Genomic DNA, 13607 nt, shown 5'->3' on the forward strand with positions numbered 1-13607 from the left:
CGCGACGAAGGCGGCACACGCCGTGGCTCGGGCGCTGACAGAGTCTCGCCTCGGTGAGGTCGTCACCGTCGTGCAGGAGGGCTGGGCCGTTATCGCCTCGGCCGCGAGGTGGGTTGGTGTCGCCGGCTCAGCGCTCGCCGGGGGCCGAGTCGGTGAAGGACCAGACGGCCGCCGGACGTCCGGTGGCCTTGGTGCGCATACGTTCCCCGGTTCGGGTGAGCCCGGGGATCGCGGCCAGGGTGCGGTTGAGGTTGCCCGGGTCGGGACGAGCGCCGGACAACGCGGTGGCCAGGGCCACGGCGCGGGTGGCGGGGAAATGTTCTCCGATCAGGGCGCGGGTGAAGGTGAGATCCTTCCACAGCATGTCGGCGAGCCGTTCCCGGGCGACCTCGACGATCATGGTGTGGTCGAAGGCCAGCGGCGGGACGTCGTCGAACGAAACCCACCGGACATCGAGAAGGCTTGCAGCGCCGCCGGTTTCACCATTGCTCGACCCGGGGGATGCTGCGGCGTCACCGAGAACCGCCCACATCGCGATCGAGAGTGTCGGGCCGCGTGGATCGCGATTCGGCTCGTCGAACGTGACCAGTTGCCCGACGGCGAGGATCGCATCGTCGGGCACACCGAGTTTGCTGTGTATCGCGCGGCGGGCCGCCGTCGCGAGCCGCTCACCGCGGCCGAGCAGCACACCCGGCAGGGCGAGCTCGCCGGCGAACGGATCCCATTGCCGGGGCGCCACCCCGAAGGTGACGGTCGTGTCGTCGGCGCCGAATCGGAGCGCGACGACATCGAGCGATACGGCGGATTGCTGCTCCACGGCGAACCATCATGCCGCAGCGGCGACCCGGGCCACGCGATCGGCACGATCGGGCCCGTGCCCGGTCAGCACCACCGGTGCTCCGAGCCGGTGTTCGAGGTATTCCGGTACCTCCGCGGGCAGCGCCACAAGATCGGGGGTGCTGCGCGCGACGAGGCCGGTCAGCCGGCGCTGATGGTCCAGATCCCGCCAGGGACCGCAATCGAGCCGGTCCCGATATCCGTCCGGGGTGAAATAGCCTGCGACGGTGCGCATATCGTCACGACCGGCCACGAGATCCAGATGGTTGATGGCGAGCGCGTCGATTCCCCCGCACGCTTCCACGGCGTAGCGCAGCAGAACCAGATCCAGATGCCCGACGCGGAAGACACCCTGATACGGGCCGGTGGCGTTGTGCGGCTCCGGGATCGACAATGCCGCATCCTCGGTCGGAAAGGGGCCCGCGCCGTGGCGAGTCTGGTACGCGCGTGTCACTCCGAGTACCGTGCCCGGTTCCCCGATGCGCGCCAGCATGGCGCGGGCATGGCGGGGCTCCACCGTCGACCAGGTGGTGTAGGGATGCAGGCCCCGCCATTCGTCGAGCAGTACGCCCTGGGCGCCCTCGAAGATCAGCCGGCCCGCGGCGGCGAATACCGCGAGTTGCTCACCCGGCACCAGCGCCACCGACCGCGCGAATTCCGTATAGGCCTCGATCAGGGCATCGATCGGTTCGTAGCCGTGCTGCCCGCCGGCCAGCAGCGGTGCGAAGTGCCGCTCCAGCGCGATCAGTTTGCGGCGCAGGATATCCGGAGTGCGGCAGTCCCGGATCCTGGGCGCATCGTGCTCGAGGGCGTAGCGCACGGTCTCCCCGATGCCCATCCCGCAGGAACCGTGCCGGGCGGTACCCCGCGCATCCTCCCGGCAGCGGTTGGCGGCTCCGTGGATCGGAGTGGTCAGCAGCGCCCGCTCGTCGACGAAGATCGATCCCAGCGGATCGGCGACGCCCAGCGCGGTCAGCGCTTCGGCCTCGGCCGCCAGGGCGATCGGATCCACGAGCACGTGCCGCGACAGCACTGTCGGCACGCCCGACAGCGTGCCCGATCCGAACTGCCGGAAGGTGTGTCGGCGGCCGTCGGCGATCACGGTGTGCGCGGCCTGCGCGCCGCCGTTGAAGCGCACGACGGCCGCGACGTCCAAGCCGGCCTGTGGCGAGCACAGCCAATCCACGGTGGCGCCTTTCCCGGCGTCACCGAATCCCAGATCGACCACGATCACATGCCGGTCGCCGAACATGGTGATTTCCCTTCGCTTTTCGAATCGGATTCGCGGTCAGAACCGGACGTCGTCGTCGCCCGGGGTCGCCGCCGGCAGCGCGCCCGCACTGCGGTGACCGCCGGGAGTACCGATCGGGGCCAGTGCCTTACCGACGACGTCGGCGGCGTCGGCGGACCCGATATCGCGCAGATCGGCCAGCCCGGCACCCAGGTCGACGCGATCCTCGCCGATGCCGATGGTCAGGGCGATGAGTTCGCATACCGCCGCCGGATCGTCCAGGCGCAGGACCCGCTCCCCGAGCACTCCCCGCCAGTGCTCGAAGATCTCCGGATCGGTGTAGTAGTGGGATTGATTCGGCAGGATGTAGTACACATGCCACCGATCGGCCAGCTCGCGGTAGATCGAGGGAACCGAAATGTCTTGGTGCACATCGTCGCCGATCACCCGGCGCACGTGCCCGGCGGCGAGGCGCGGCTTGTTCAGCTCGTCGCCCACGATGAACAGATATCCCTTGCGCCCGCGCTTGTCCCACGCGTCGGTCGCCGTGTGCCGAGCCATGAAATACGCTGCCAGCTCATAACTTTCGGATTTCTGTCCGCCCCCGCCGCCTTCGAGCAGAATCAGCCGCAACTGTTCGTCCATCCGATTGTCGGATTCGAACTGCCCGATCTGCAGCGGCACCCGATCACAGTCGGCATCGCCGATCCCGCCGAAGAGAATCTGCGGATCCTCGGCGTACCCCTTGCGCTGCAGCAGACCGTGCAGGGTAGCCAGTTTCTCCTGCATGATGCGCGGGACCCGCCCCATCGACCCGGTGACGTCGAACAGCACCGCGATCGGCAGCGAGGCCCCGTGCTCGGCGGAGTCGCGCGATTCGCGCAGTCCGACGCCGAAGGGGTCGAGCAGCGGATGGGCGACCCATTCCGTATAGGGCTTGGCCCGCATGTCGACGGTATAGCCGAAGTCGTCGAGTCCGCGGGCGGCGCGGAAGGTGCGGGCGGCGTCGTAGGCGCTGTCGTCCCACTGTCCGTATCCCATGGTGATCACTGTCCTTTCGGTAGTTCGAACGGCCGGAAGCGGCGGGCGCCGTACAGCCGGTCGAGCAGGTCGTCGAATTCGTCGAGCAGGGTGCGGGCGTCGGGCCGCAGCCTCGGTGCCGATTGCAGACATCCCTCGGCGAAGGCGCGCATCGGCGCGGGCGCGCGGGCGCCGAGCATGGTGAGCAGTAGCCGGTGGGCCAGATACACATCGGTGCGCGGGCAGACCCCGGTGCCGATGTCGGGCGGATAGTCGATCGAGGCCGGCGTGGCCACGGGCACCCGCCCGGGCCGGGTGGCGAACGACCAGCCGACCAGCACCACCCCGTGCAGCCGCGGATGGATGAGCACGTTCTCCGCGGAGACCGCGGTGTGCACCCAGTGCGCGGCCGCGGCACCGGCCAGGCAGCGCAGCAGCCGCCGGTGCATCCAGGCGTAGTCGCGCGGGTCGAGCCCTCCCGGAAAGGCGGCGCGGACCTGGGCCAGCGTCACGAACCCGTCGGTCAGCGCATCGAGCACATTGATCGCGCGCACCTCGCCGGTTTCGATGTCGGTGCGGTCGACGGTGTCGATCAGGCGCGGAAAGTACGGCGCGAGCCACTCGTGCTCCCCGGCGAGCGCGGCGATATCCGTCAACGCGTTCCGCTCGTTCGCCAGCAGCGAATTCGCGGCCGGGCGCCGTGCGATCTTCACCACCGCGGCCGAATCGGTGCGGTACACGTCCGCGACGGAACCGCGGGCATGCATCGCATCGAGGCGATACCGCCCCCGCACACCACACACCTCGAAGGCCCGCCCGGCCGTGAGCCAGCTCCGGTACAGCTCACCGAGGCGAACGAATGCCGCAGTGGCCCCCTCGGCCTCGGCAGCGGGCACCCGATCCGGATGCAGCGCGGCGGCCAGCCGCAGATACGTCCGATGCGCGGTGCGGCGAGTGGCCGAATCCGTTGTCGCCGTGCCGAACAGGTCTTCCGCGCGTCGCACCTCCCTGATGGCCGCCGCGGCCTCTCGCGCTGTCGTCATACTTTTAGTCTATACGACTAAAACATGGGGAACCAGACCTTCGGCCAACTTTTAGTCAAACCCACTAAAACTCGTCGCCAGTGGCCCCCGACCACCACGGATGAGCCGTTTCGCAGGCGCTCGCGCGCACCGACGATCACCCGGACCGGCCCCACTGTGACCGATGACACGTCTCGGTCCGGGGGTGGAGTTCACGCAATTCACATGGCACGCGGCACGGTGGGTCAGCCATGATGGGGGTGTGTCTGAGATTGTGCGCCGTAGCTCATCCCGCAACGCCAAGTTGGCGAAGATTCCACTCGGTATCGCGGGACGGGCCGCTGTGGGGTTCGGCCGCAAACTCGCCGGCGGCGACAAGAGCGAGATCAATGCGGAGTTGAATCAGAAGGCCGCCGAGCAGATCTTCTCCGTTCTCGGCGAGCTCAAGGGCGGCGCAATGAAATTCGGGCAGGCGCTGTCGGTGATGGAGGCCGCCGTACCCGAGGAGTTCGGCGAGCACTATCGCGAGGCGCTGACCAAACTGCAGGCCGCCGCCCCGCCGCTGCCGGCCGCCGCGGTGCACCGCGTGCTGGACCAACAGCTGGGCACGGCGTGGCGCAAGCGCTTCCGCTCCTTCGACGACGCCCCCACCGCCTCGGCCAGTATCGGACAGGTGCACAAGGCCGAATGGTCCGACGGCCGCACGGTGGCGGTGAAGGTCCAGTACCCCGGCGCCGACGAGGCACTGCGCGCGGACCTCAAGACCCTCAATCGGATGGCCGGCATGATCGGCGCCGTCGTCCCCGGCGCCGACGTCAAACCCATCCTCGCCGAGATCACCGAACGGACCGAGGAAGAGCTCGACTACCGCACCGAGGCCGCCAACCAGCGCCGTTTCGCCAAGGCCTTCGACGGCCACCCGCGGTTCCTGGTACCGAAGGTGGTGGCCGGGGCGCCGAAGGTGATCGTCACCGAATGGCTCGACGGCACCGCGGTGTCCAAGATCATCAAGCGCGGGCAGGAGGATCCGGCGGGCACGGTCGAGCTGCGCAACCGCGTGGCAACGCTGATGGGTGAATTCCACTTCTCCTCCCCCGCCCTGGCGGGACTGCTGCATGCGGACCCGCACCCCGGCAATTTCATGATGCTCGACGACGGCCGGTTGGCGGTGCTGGATTTCGGCGCCTGCGCACCGCTGCCCGACGGGTTCCCGCCGGTACTCGGCCAGATGGTGGCGATGGCGGTCGAGGATCGGTTCGAGGAACTGACCGATCTGATGTACAGCAACGGCTGGGTGATTCCCGGCCGCACCGTCACACATGCGGAGATCGCCGACTATCTGCGCCCGTTCACCGATCCCATCCGCGAGGATTCGTTCCACTTCACCCGCAAGTGGATGCAGCGCGTGGCGGGCAAGGCCACCGATGTGAGCCGCCCGGAGATGAAAACCGGTATGTCACTGCAACTTCCGGCCGAACACATCATGGTGTTCCGGGTGCTGATGGGTTCGATCGGCATCTGCGCACAGCTCGACGCCGAGGTGCCGTTCATGAAGCTGATGCACGACTGGGTGCCGGGCTACGCCGAATACCGCAGCGCCAGTTGATCCTTCGCCCCGCCGGGCGCCGATATGGGACAAGCCCCGCATCCGACATCGGATGCGGGGCTTGTTCGTGTTCCCAGAAGTGGCCGAGGCGGATCCGCGCTCGGCCCGAACCGGCGCCGATCACGCCAGTGCGACCTTCCGCGGGCGGCCGCGCGGCCGCTTGCGGGCGATCACGACGCCCTGTTCGAAGATTTCGCCACCCCAGACACCCCAGGGTTCACCGCGATCCAGGGCGGCAGCGAGGCAGCCCTTGCGGATCGGGCAGGAAGCGCACAGTGTCTTGGCCTCTTCCAGCTGGGTGGGGCTTTCGGCGAACCACAGGTCCGGGTCACCGACTCGGCAGGGCAGTGCGAGCGCGACACCGCGGGTGCGGGCCGGCCTCGAGGCCTGGGTCGATCGGCATGTCACGCGAGTAGCGGTCGCGGTGGACACGTCTTGCTCCTTCAGCTCGTGCAGCGGTCGTTTCGTTGTCTTCCGCGAAACCGGTGCCGGTGGCTGGAGGCCGAAAAAGAACTGTGGCCACGGTTTCGCTTCGGGCGATCCGTGGCCAGGAGGCTGCGGTAGCTGGTGCTACCTGAACCGACTTCGATGTCGGCTACTGATCACGGTCGCTGGGTGTGCATTGCGGAGGCGGGCTGCCTGCAGATTCGCCGTCATACGATCGGCTTCCACTGCGAAGGCGTGGGCTGCGTCGGTGTGGAAACCGATGTGTGCCTGATGCCAACCCCACTCGGACTTGTCTGCGGCAATTGCATATGCGGGCGCTTGCGGTCGAGCACCGATAATGCTTGCGACAGACAGACCGGTCCCCTGCAAGGCGAGGACCCCCCGGGAGGCGGACACGACAGAAACCATCGGTGCCACAACGCTTCTCGAAGCGAGAGTCACGATGTTGTTCATTTTGTCTACCTCCCTCCTACTCGTTATCCGACTGATCACTGTGCGCACCGGAATGCCCTCCCAGCGCGTGATCACCACCCTACGGGTGCGATACACAACCGCACAACCTATTTTTCACCTGCGGTTTTGTCATTCGCGGCACGCTCGCCGAATCACCGGTTGCGCACCCGTGATCGCACGATCGCCAGTAGCTCCGGACCGAACTGCTGCGACTTCTGCTGTCCGATGCCCGGAATCGCGGCCAGCGCGTCCTCGTCCATCGGCACCTGTTCGGCGATCGCGGTCAGCGTTTTGACGCTCACCACCGCGAACGGTTTGATCTGCAATTCCTCGGCCCGCTGCCGCCGCCATTCCTGCAGCGCGCCGAGCAGTTCGGTGTCCACCTCGGCCGGACAGCCCGAACACCGCCCGAGCAGCGTGTCGGTGGAATTGAGCAGCGAACGCCCGCACACCCGGCAGACCGGCAGCCGGCGCCCGCGTCCACCCCGCGTCCCCGCCTGCTGAGCGATCATCGACGCCGGGGAATCCTCCGGCACCAGCCCGGTGAGGAATCGGCTGCGCCGCCGGTTGCGCCGCCGGCCGTCGGCGCGCGACAGCGCCCAGGACAACCGCAGGTGTTCGCGCGCGCGGGTCACGCCCACGTAGAGCAGCCGCCGCTCCTCCTCCAGTGCGGCCTCGTCGGTCACCGCGCCACCCTCACCGAGCACATGGGCGATGGGCAGGGTGCCGTCGGTCAGCCCGACCAGGAAGACCGCATCCCACTCCAGCCCCTTGGCCGCGTGCAGCGAGGCGAGGGTGACGCCCTGCACGGTCGGTGGGTGGCGGGACTCGGCGCGGACGGCCAATTCCCGTAGCAGCCCGGCGAATTCGAGGGCGGGATCGTGGGCGGCGAGTTCCTCGGTGAGCTGTACCAGGGCCACCAGTGACGACCAGCGCTCGCGAGCCTGCGCACCGGCCGGCTCCTCGGCAGTGAGTCCCAGCCGGGCGAGGACAGCGCGCACGAGCGTCACGACCTCGGGACCGCGGGCCGCGGGCAGATCGTCGCGGGCTCCCGCCTGGCGCAGCGCCTGCACCGCCTGCCGGACCTCGGCACGCTGGAAGAACCCCTCGCCGCCACGGACCTGATAGGGAATGCCCGCCTCGGTCAGCGCCTGCTCGTACAACTCGGACTGGGCGTTGATGCGATACAGCACCGCGATCTCGGCGGCCGGAACACCCTGCCCGAGCAGGGCGGCGATGCCCTTGGCGACGGCGGTGGCCTCGGCGACCTCGTCGTCGTATTCGGTGAAGGACGGTTCCGGCCCGTCGGCGCGCTGCCCGACCAACTGCAGCCGGGTCCCCGCGATGCGGCCGCGCGCGGCGCCGATCACGCGATTGGCCAGCGACACCACCTGCGGCGTCGACCGGTAGTCCCGTTCCAGCCGGACGACGGTGGCGTCGGGGAACCGGCGGGAGAAATCGAGCAGATAGGCCGGGCTGGCGCCGGTGAACGAGTAGATCGTCTGGTTGGCGTCGCCGACCACGGTCAGATCGTCGCGATCGCCGAGCCACGCGTCGAGGACGCGCTGCTGCAGCGGGGTCACGTCCTGATATTCGTCGACGACGAAGCATCGGTAGCGGCCGCGGAACTCCTCGGCCACGGCCGGGTAGTCCTCGAGCGCGGCGGCGGTGTGCAGCAGCAGGTCGTCGAAATCGAGCAGCAGACCGTCCGGAGTGTTCTTCAACGACTCGTAGCCGGTGTAGACGGCCGCGATCTTGTCCGCCTGATACGGAATGTCGCGGTGGCGGCGCTGGGCGGCGCCGGCGTAGTCCTCCGGCGCGATGAGCGAGGCCTTCGCCCATTCGATCTCCCCCGCCAGATCACGCACGTTCTCCGTCGCGGTCGGCAGCCCCACGCGCTGCGCGGCCTGGGCGACGACCGCGAATTTGGAGTCGATGAGCTTCCACGGCACGTCACCGACGATCTGTGGCCAGAAGTACTTCAGCTGCCGCAGCGCCGCGGCGTGGAACGTGCGCGCCTGAACCGTCTGCGCGTCACCACCCAGGCCGAGCGCGCGCAACCGGGCCCGCAGCTCACCGGCCGCCCGGGCCGTGAAGGTCACCGCCAACACCTGGTCGGCGCGCACATGCCCGGCCGAGACCAGATGCGCGATGCGGTGGGTGATGGTCCTGGTCTTTCCGGTGCCCGCGCCGGCGATCACACACACCGGGCCGCGCGGAGCCCGCACCGCGGCAGCCTGCTCGGGGTCGAGCCCGTCGAGCCGCAGGCTGGTCGATGAGGTCGGGGCAGGCACGCGCTCCATCATGACAGGCACCACCGACATCCGCGCCGCCGCGACGACGCCCGCGGTGACCAGGCACCCCGCGTGCGCAGCCGCGTTGCCCTCGGCCGGCCCGAGCGTCGCTCAACTCCGCGCGTCGCGCAGCGTCCGCAGCGATGCGGCGAAGCCGGCGGTCCGATCCTGCAACGGACCGAAGAAGGCCCGGTCGCAGTCCTCCACCGCGACGATCGCGCGATTCACCAGTGCCACACCGGCTTTCGTGGGGACGAGGGACTTCGCGCGCCGGTCGTGCGGATGATCGCGCCGCTCGATCAGGCCCTTCCGTTCGAGGGCGCGCAGTACCTGGGAGGTCATCATCGGGTCGGTGGCGGCATGGGCGGCGAGATCGCGCTGGGTGACGGGGGTGTCGGCATGCGATCCGCCGAACCACGTCAGCGCCGCCAGCAGAACGAACTGCACGTGGGTGAGATCGAACGGGGCCAGAGCCGCGCGCACCGCCGCCTGCCACCGGTTGGTCACCTGCCACAACAACAGGCCGGGACTCTCGTCGGCACTACCGAATTCCGTTCGCAGCGAGCGAGTTTCGTCGCTCATCGGGCCGCTCCCGACCGCTCACCCGCGTCCGCTCCCAGCATGGCCTGCGAGATGACCTCGAAATCGTGTGGGCTCAGTTCCACCACACCGCGGCGCAGCACGATGCCCCAGTTGGGGACGCTGGTGAGATCGAGATCACCGCGCACCGTATCGATCGCGACGTCGTGCGCGTCCGGGCGATAGGTCACCGCGCGCCGCCACGGCCGGAAGCAGCCGCCCGGATCCTCCGCCTGCCACGCGGGCCGGTCGTCGACCGTGCCGATCGCGGTGAACGACTTGACCGGCTCCCCCTCGCGCATACCGGTTCTGGGCGAGTAGTAGACGAGCCCGTCGCCCGGCCGCATCCGTTCGACCGCGGCACGCTTGCCGTGATTGGCCTGGACGATGCCGAGCGCCACCCCGCGCCGCACGTGATCGCGAGAGACGACGGCCAGCCAGTACTTGTTCATGATGCCCTCCTCGAACGATTCAGTGAGTGCCCGGAACCGATTCAGTGGCCGCCCGGAACGGGGCGGCGCGCCTCGGCCGTCTCGACCAGCGCCGCGAGGTCGCGATGGACGGAATCGGCCAGTCCGCCGCCCATCAGCGCCGACCACAGCCGGCGCAGCGGGCCGGTCATCGAGATGGTCACCGTCACCTCGGTGCCCGCGGCCGTCCCGACCACGCGATGGGCGAAGGTCAGCCGAGCGCCTAACAGCCGCGAGACGTCGATGAACTCCTCATCGGTCAGCTTCTCGACCACGAACGCGACCTTCGGTCCACCTTTCGGCTTCAGGGTCCCGGTGACGCCCTCGACGAAGGGGCCGTCCAGCCGGACCCACTCGGTGTCGGCGTTCCATTCCGGCCAGGCGGCCATATCGGCCCAGACCGCGAAGAAGTCGGCGGGCGCGGCGGTGGATACGGCGTGAGCTGCGGCGATCTGTGTCATGCATTTAGTATGCGCGCTTACTATCTGTCTGGCAAGTCCCCTCCGGCGGAGGTCACAACCAGCCGGGGGAACACGGAAAACCGATTCGATGTTCAATCAGGCGTGACTGCTACTGACCTGACCATGTACTCGACGACCTGGTGCGGATATTGCCGCCGCCTCAAGAAGCAACTCGACGAGGCGGGGATCACCTACACCGTCGTCGACATCGAACAGGACCCCGAAGCGGCCGAATTCGTCGGCAGCGTGAACGGCGGCAACCACGTGGTGCCGACCGTCAAATACTCCGACGGATCCACTGCCACCAACCCGAGCCTCGCCCAGGTGAAGACCGCGCTCGCCGCGATCGGCTGACCGGCGGCGAGTCGCGGGCGAATCAGCCTGCCGCAGCCCAGGATTCGACGATGGTGCGGGCGATGGAGATGGAGCCCGGCAGCAGCAGCCGCTGCTGCTCGGCATTTCCGGTGTCGCCGGTGACCGAACCCCACGCACCCGCGGCCAGCGCCGTGCGCACCTCGTCGCGGGTGAACCAGTGGGCCTCGGCGATCTCGCCGTCGGAGAAGACCAGCGGCGCGTCGGGATCGGCGACCGCGGCGAACCCCAGCATGAGCGAACGCGGCAGCGGCCACGGCTGACTGCCGAGATAGCGGATATCGCGCACCGCGACGCCGACCTCCTCGCGGACCTCGCGCTCGACGCAGCGTTCCAGCGACTCCCCCGCCTCCACGAAACCGGCCAGCAGCGAGAACATCTTCTCCGGCCAGTTCTGCTGACGGCCCAGCAGAACCCGGTCGCCGCCGTCGTGCACCAGGCAGATGATGGCCGGGTCGATGCGCGGGAATTCCTCGTGCCCGGAAGCGTTGACGCGCGACCAGCCGGCATTCGAGACGGTGGTCGGGCTGCCGTCGACGGCGCTGTAGCGGGCGCGGTCGTGCCAGTTCAGCAGCGCCAGTGCGGTGGACAGGATGCCGAGGATCACATCGTCGAGGTGCAGCGCAGCGCCCACCACCCGCAGGTCCATCAGCTGACCGTCGAGTTCGTTGTCGCGAATCGCCCAGATGTGCGCGCCGTCGACCACACCCAGCAGAACCGCCTCCGGCACCGGCTCGGCCGCGTAGTCCAGCGCCGCTTCCAGCACGAGCTGATCGCCGTCGATCCGGACCTGTCCCCGCCGGTTCATCCGCACCAGTTTGGCCTCGGCCCACCCCTGTTTCAGCGCCTGCTCGTCCGAGCGCAACGTCTCGGCCCGATCGAGGGCGGAACGCGACAGCAGGGGAAGACCATTCAGTTCGAATACCGACACGCTTCGAGAGTATCGCGCTGGTCGCGCGGGCCCGGAGGAGGAACCCCGCCGGGGGCCGCCGTCCGGGCTATTTGTGCACGCGGCGGATGTAGAGCAGTTTGTCGCCGGTTTCCAGGGCGTCCACCTCGGGCTCGTCGACCCGGATCAGCGTGCCCTCCCGGACCACGCCGAGCACGATATCGCGCAGATGCCGCGGCGAGCCGCCGACCTCGTCGGATTCCACGTCCCGCTCGGCGATCGCGAAACCGGCCTCCGGAGTGAGCAGGTCCTCGATCATGTCGACGACGCTGGGGGTGGTGGTCGCGATACCGAGCAGCCGGCCCGCCGTCTCCGAGGAGACCACGACCGAATCGGCACCGGATTGCCGCAACAGATGGGTGTTCTCGGCCTCGCGGATCGAGGCGACGATCTTGGCCTTGGCGTTGAGTTCCCGCGCGGTGAGCGTGACCAGCACCGCGGTGTCGTCGCGGTTCGCGGCGATGACCAGCGAGGCCGCGTGCTGAGCTCCGGCCAGCCGCAACACATCCGATTGCGTCGCCGAGCCGTGCACGGTCACCAGCCCGGCGTTGGCCGCGGCCTCCAGCACGGTCGCGTCGGTGTCGACCACCACGATCTCGGCCGGTTGCACCCCGTCGCCGAGCATGGCGTCGACCGCGGTCCGGCCCTTCGTGCCGTATCCGACGACCACGGTGTGATTACGCACCTTCTGCCTCCATCGCTGAATTTTGAACGCCTGCCGTGACCGCTCGGTGAGGACCTGCAGGGTGGTGCCGACCAAGACGATGAGGAACAGCACGCGCAGCGGGGTGATGACGATCGTGTTGATCAGCCGCGCCTGCTCCGTGATCGGGGCGATGTCGCCGTAGCCGGTGGTCGACAACGAGACCGTCGAGTAGTAGGCGGCGTCGAGCAGGGTCAGTTCCTCGCCGCGGTTGTCGTGATATCCCGCGCGGCCGAAATAGACCACCAATGTCGCCGCCACCAGCAGCAACACCGCGAACGCGACCCGGCGGGTCAGCGAGACCCAGGGACTGGTCCGGATCTCCGGAATACGCAGAATGCCGACCAGCGCGTAATCGGGGCGTTCCGTCAAACGGCCCAGACCTCGTGAGCTGTCACCGAACACGGCATCCCCCGGACATGTCGTTGCTCACCTGTGCCACAGATCGGCAGCGTACCGGCCGGATGCCGACTCCACGGACTGGGCACGCGAGTGGGAACCGCCCGGCGTGAGTGGGCAGGAGCGGAGGCGGCAGCGAAGCGTTTCCACGCAGCGACCCTACTCACGCCGAAAACAACACAGCGTGAGTGGGCAGGAGCGGAGGCGGCAGCGAAGCGTTTCCACGCAGCGACCCCACTCACGCCGAAAACAACACAGCGTGAGTGGGCGGGAGCGGAGGCGGGGGCGGATGCGGCAGCGTAGCGTCACCACGGAGCGACCCCACTCGCGGCGGAGAGCGCGCGGCAGCCGGGGCGAAGAAAGGACACAGCATGAGTGACGCCGGTCGGGCCTCGCAGCGGCGAGCGGTGCTGATGAGCACCGCACTGTTCGGCATGGGCGCCTTGCATTTCGTGGCGCCCAAGCCCTTCGATTCGATCGTGCCGCCCGCTCTCCCGGGCCGGGCCCGGACCTACACCTACGCGTCGGGTGTGGCCGAAATCGGTGTGGCGGCCGCCCTGGCGGCTCCGCGCACCCGGCGACTCGGCGGCCGGCTGGCAGCGCTGTTGTTCCTGGCGGTCTTCCCGGCCAACATCCAGTTCGCCGCCGATTCGGTGCGAAATCCGAAGGCGGCCAAGGCGATCAAGTGGGTGTCGGTGCTGCGGTTGCCGTTCCAGGTCCCGATGATCACCCAGGCTCTGCGCATCAGCCGCGACGCCGCCTGA

Annotated in this window: 14 protein-coding genes; 3 read left to right on the plus strand and 11 right to left on the minus strand. The window is 68.7% G+C overall.

The features are described from left to right. Positions 1–127 precede the first annotated feature (127 nt). The 4 genes from NK1_RS19290 to NK1_RS19305 are packed head-to-tail and all read right to left on the minus strand — an operon-like array spanning position 128 to position 4131. Entirely contained in the window at positions 128–817 is a 690-nt protein-coding gene (locus tag NK1_RS19290) for an NUDIX hydrolase (RefSeq protein WP_063010491.1), read from the minus strand. A gap of 9 nt (positions 818–826) precedes the next feature. Beyond that, positions 827–2089 (minus strand): adenylosuccinate synthetase, encoded by a 1263-nt coding sequence (locus NK1_RS19295; protein WP_063010493.1) that lies wholly within the window; start codon positions 2087–2089, stop codon positions 827–829. A 36-nt stretch (positions 2090–2125) separates the two neighbouring features. Continuing rightward, entirely contained in the window at positions 2126–3109 is a 984-nt protein-coding gene (locus tag NK1_RS19300) for a hypothetical protein (protein ID WP_063010600.1), read from the minus strand. A gap of 5 nt (positions 3110–3114) precedes the next feature. Next, positions 3115–4131, minus strand: a complete 1017-nt coding sequence (locus NK1_RS19305) for a hypothetical protein (RefSeq protein ID WP_063010495.1) — start codon at positions 4129–4131, stop codon at positions 3115–3117. A 241-nt stretch (positions 4132–4372) separates the two neighbouring features. Here NK1_RS19305 and NK1_RS19310 point away from each other — a divergent pair, with 241 nt between their 5' ends. Further along, positions 4373–5716: an ABC1 kinase family protein gene (locus tag NK1_RS19310; protein WP_063010601.1), complete on the plus strand. Its 1344-nt coding sequence runs from the start codon at positions 4373–4375 to the stop codon at positions 5714–5716. Positions 5717–5836: 120 nt separating this feature from the next. Here NK1_RS19310 and NK1_RS19315 read toward each other — a convergent pair whose 3' ends face one another. The 5 genes from NK1_RS19315 to NK1_RS19335 all read right to left on the minus strand — a co-directional run bounded on the left by NK1_RS19315 (position 5837) and on the right by NK1_RS19335 (position 10420). Beyond that, a complete protein-coding gene (locus tag NK1_RS19315; protein WP_051042974.1) occupies positions 5837–6124 on the minus strand; it encodes a WhiB family transcriptional regulator in 288 nt (95 codons plus the stop codon). Positions 6125–6768: 644 nt separating this feature from the next. Next, entirely contained in the window at positions 6769–8922 is a 2154-nt protein-coding gene (locus NK1_RS19320; protein ID WP_439955950.1) for an ATP-dependent DNA helicase UvrD2, read from the minus strand. Between the two features lie 99 nt (positions 8923–9021). Beyond that, on the minus strand, positions 9022–9492 hold the full coding sequence (locus tag NK1_RS19325; protein WP_063010497.1) for a MarR family winged helix-turn-helix transcriptional regulator: 471 nt from the start codon (positions 9490–9492) through the stop codon (positions 9022–9024). Further along, entirely contained in the window at positions 9489–9941 is a 453-nt protein-coding gene (locus NK1_RS19330) for an EVE domain-containing protein (protein WP_063010499.1), read from the minus strand. The genes NK1_RS19325 and NK1_RS19330 overlap by 4 nt, the downstream gene beginning before the upstream one ends. 41 nt (positions 9942–9982) lie before the next feature. Beyond that, entirely contained in the window at positions 9983–10420 is a 438-nt protein-coding gene (locus tag NK1_RS19335) for an SRPBCC family protein (RefSeq protein WP_063010501.1), read from the minus strand. Between the two features lie 102 nt (positions 10421–10522). On the opposite strand from NK1_RS19335, the gene NK1_RS19340 reads away from it, so the two are divergent. Continuing rightward, positions 10523–10774: a mycoredoxin gene (locus tag NK1_RS19340; protein ID WP_269750196.1), complete on the plus strand. Its 252-nt coding sequence runs from the start codon at positions 10523–10525 to the stop codon at positions 10772–10774. 22 nt (positions 10775–10796) lie between these two features. Here the strand turns inward: NK1_RS19340 and nudC are convergent, their stop codons facing one another. After that, a complete protein-coding gene (gene nudC, locus NK1_RS19345) occupies positions 10797–11723 on the minus strand; it encodes an NAD(+) diphosphatase (protein WP_063010503.1) in 927 nt (308 codons plus the stop codon). Positions 11724–11790: 67 nt separating this feature from the next. Continuing rightward, a complete protein-coding gene (locus tag NK1_RS19350) occupies positions 11791–12849 on the minus strand; it encodes a potassium channel family protein (RefSeq protein ID WP_063010505.1) in 1059 nt (352 codons plus the stop codon). A 365-nt stretch (positions 12850–13214) separates the two neighbouring features. Between NK1_RS19350 and NK1_RS19355 the strand changes: the two genes are divergently transcribed. Next, positions 13215–13607 carry a DoxX family protein gene (locus NK1_RS19355; RefSeq protein WP_036504380.1) on the plus strand — a complete coding sequence of 131 codons (393 nt, stop codon included), beginning with the start codon at positions 13215–13217 and terminating at the stop codon, positions 13605–13607.

Origin of the sequence: Nocardia kruczakiae NBRC 101016 (genome assembly GCF_001612965.1) — a bacterium.
Taxonomy (GTDB): Bacteria; Actinomycetota; Actinomycetes; order Mycobacteriales; family Mycobacteriaceae; genus Nocardia; species Nocardia kruczakiae.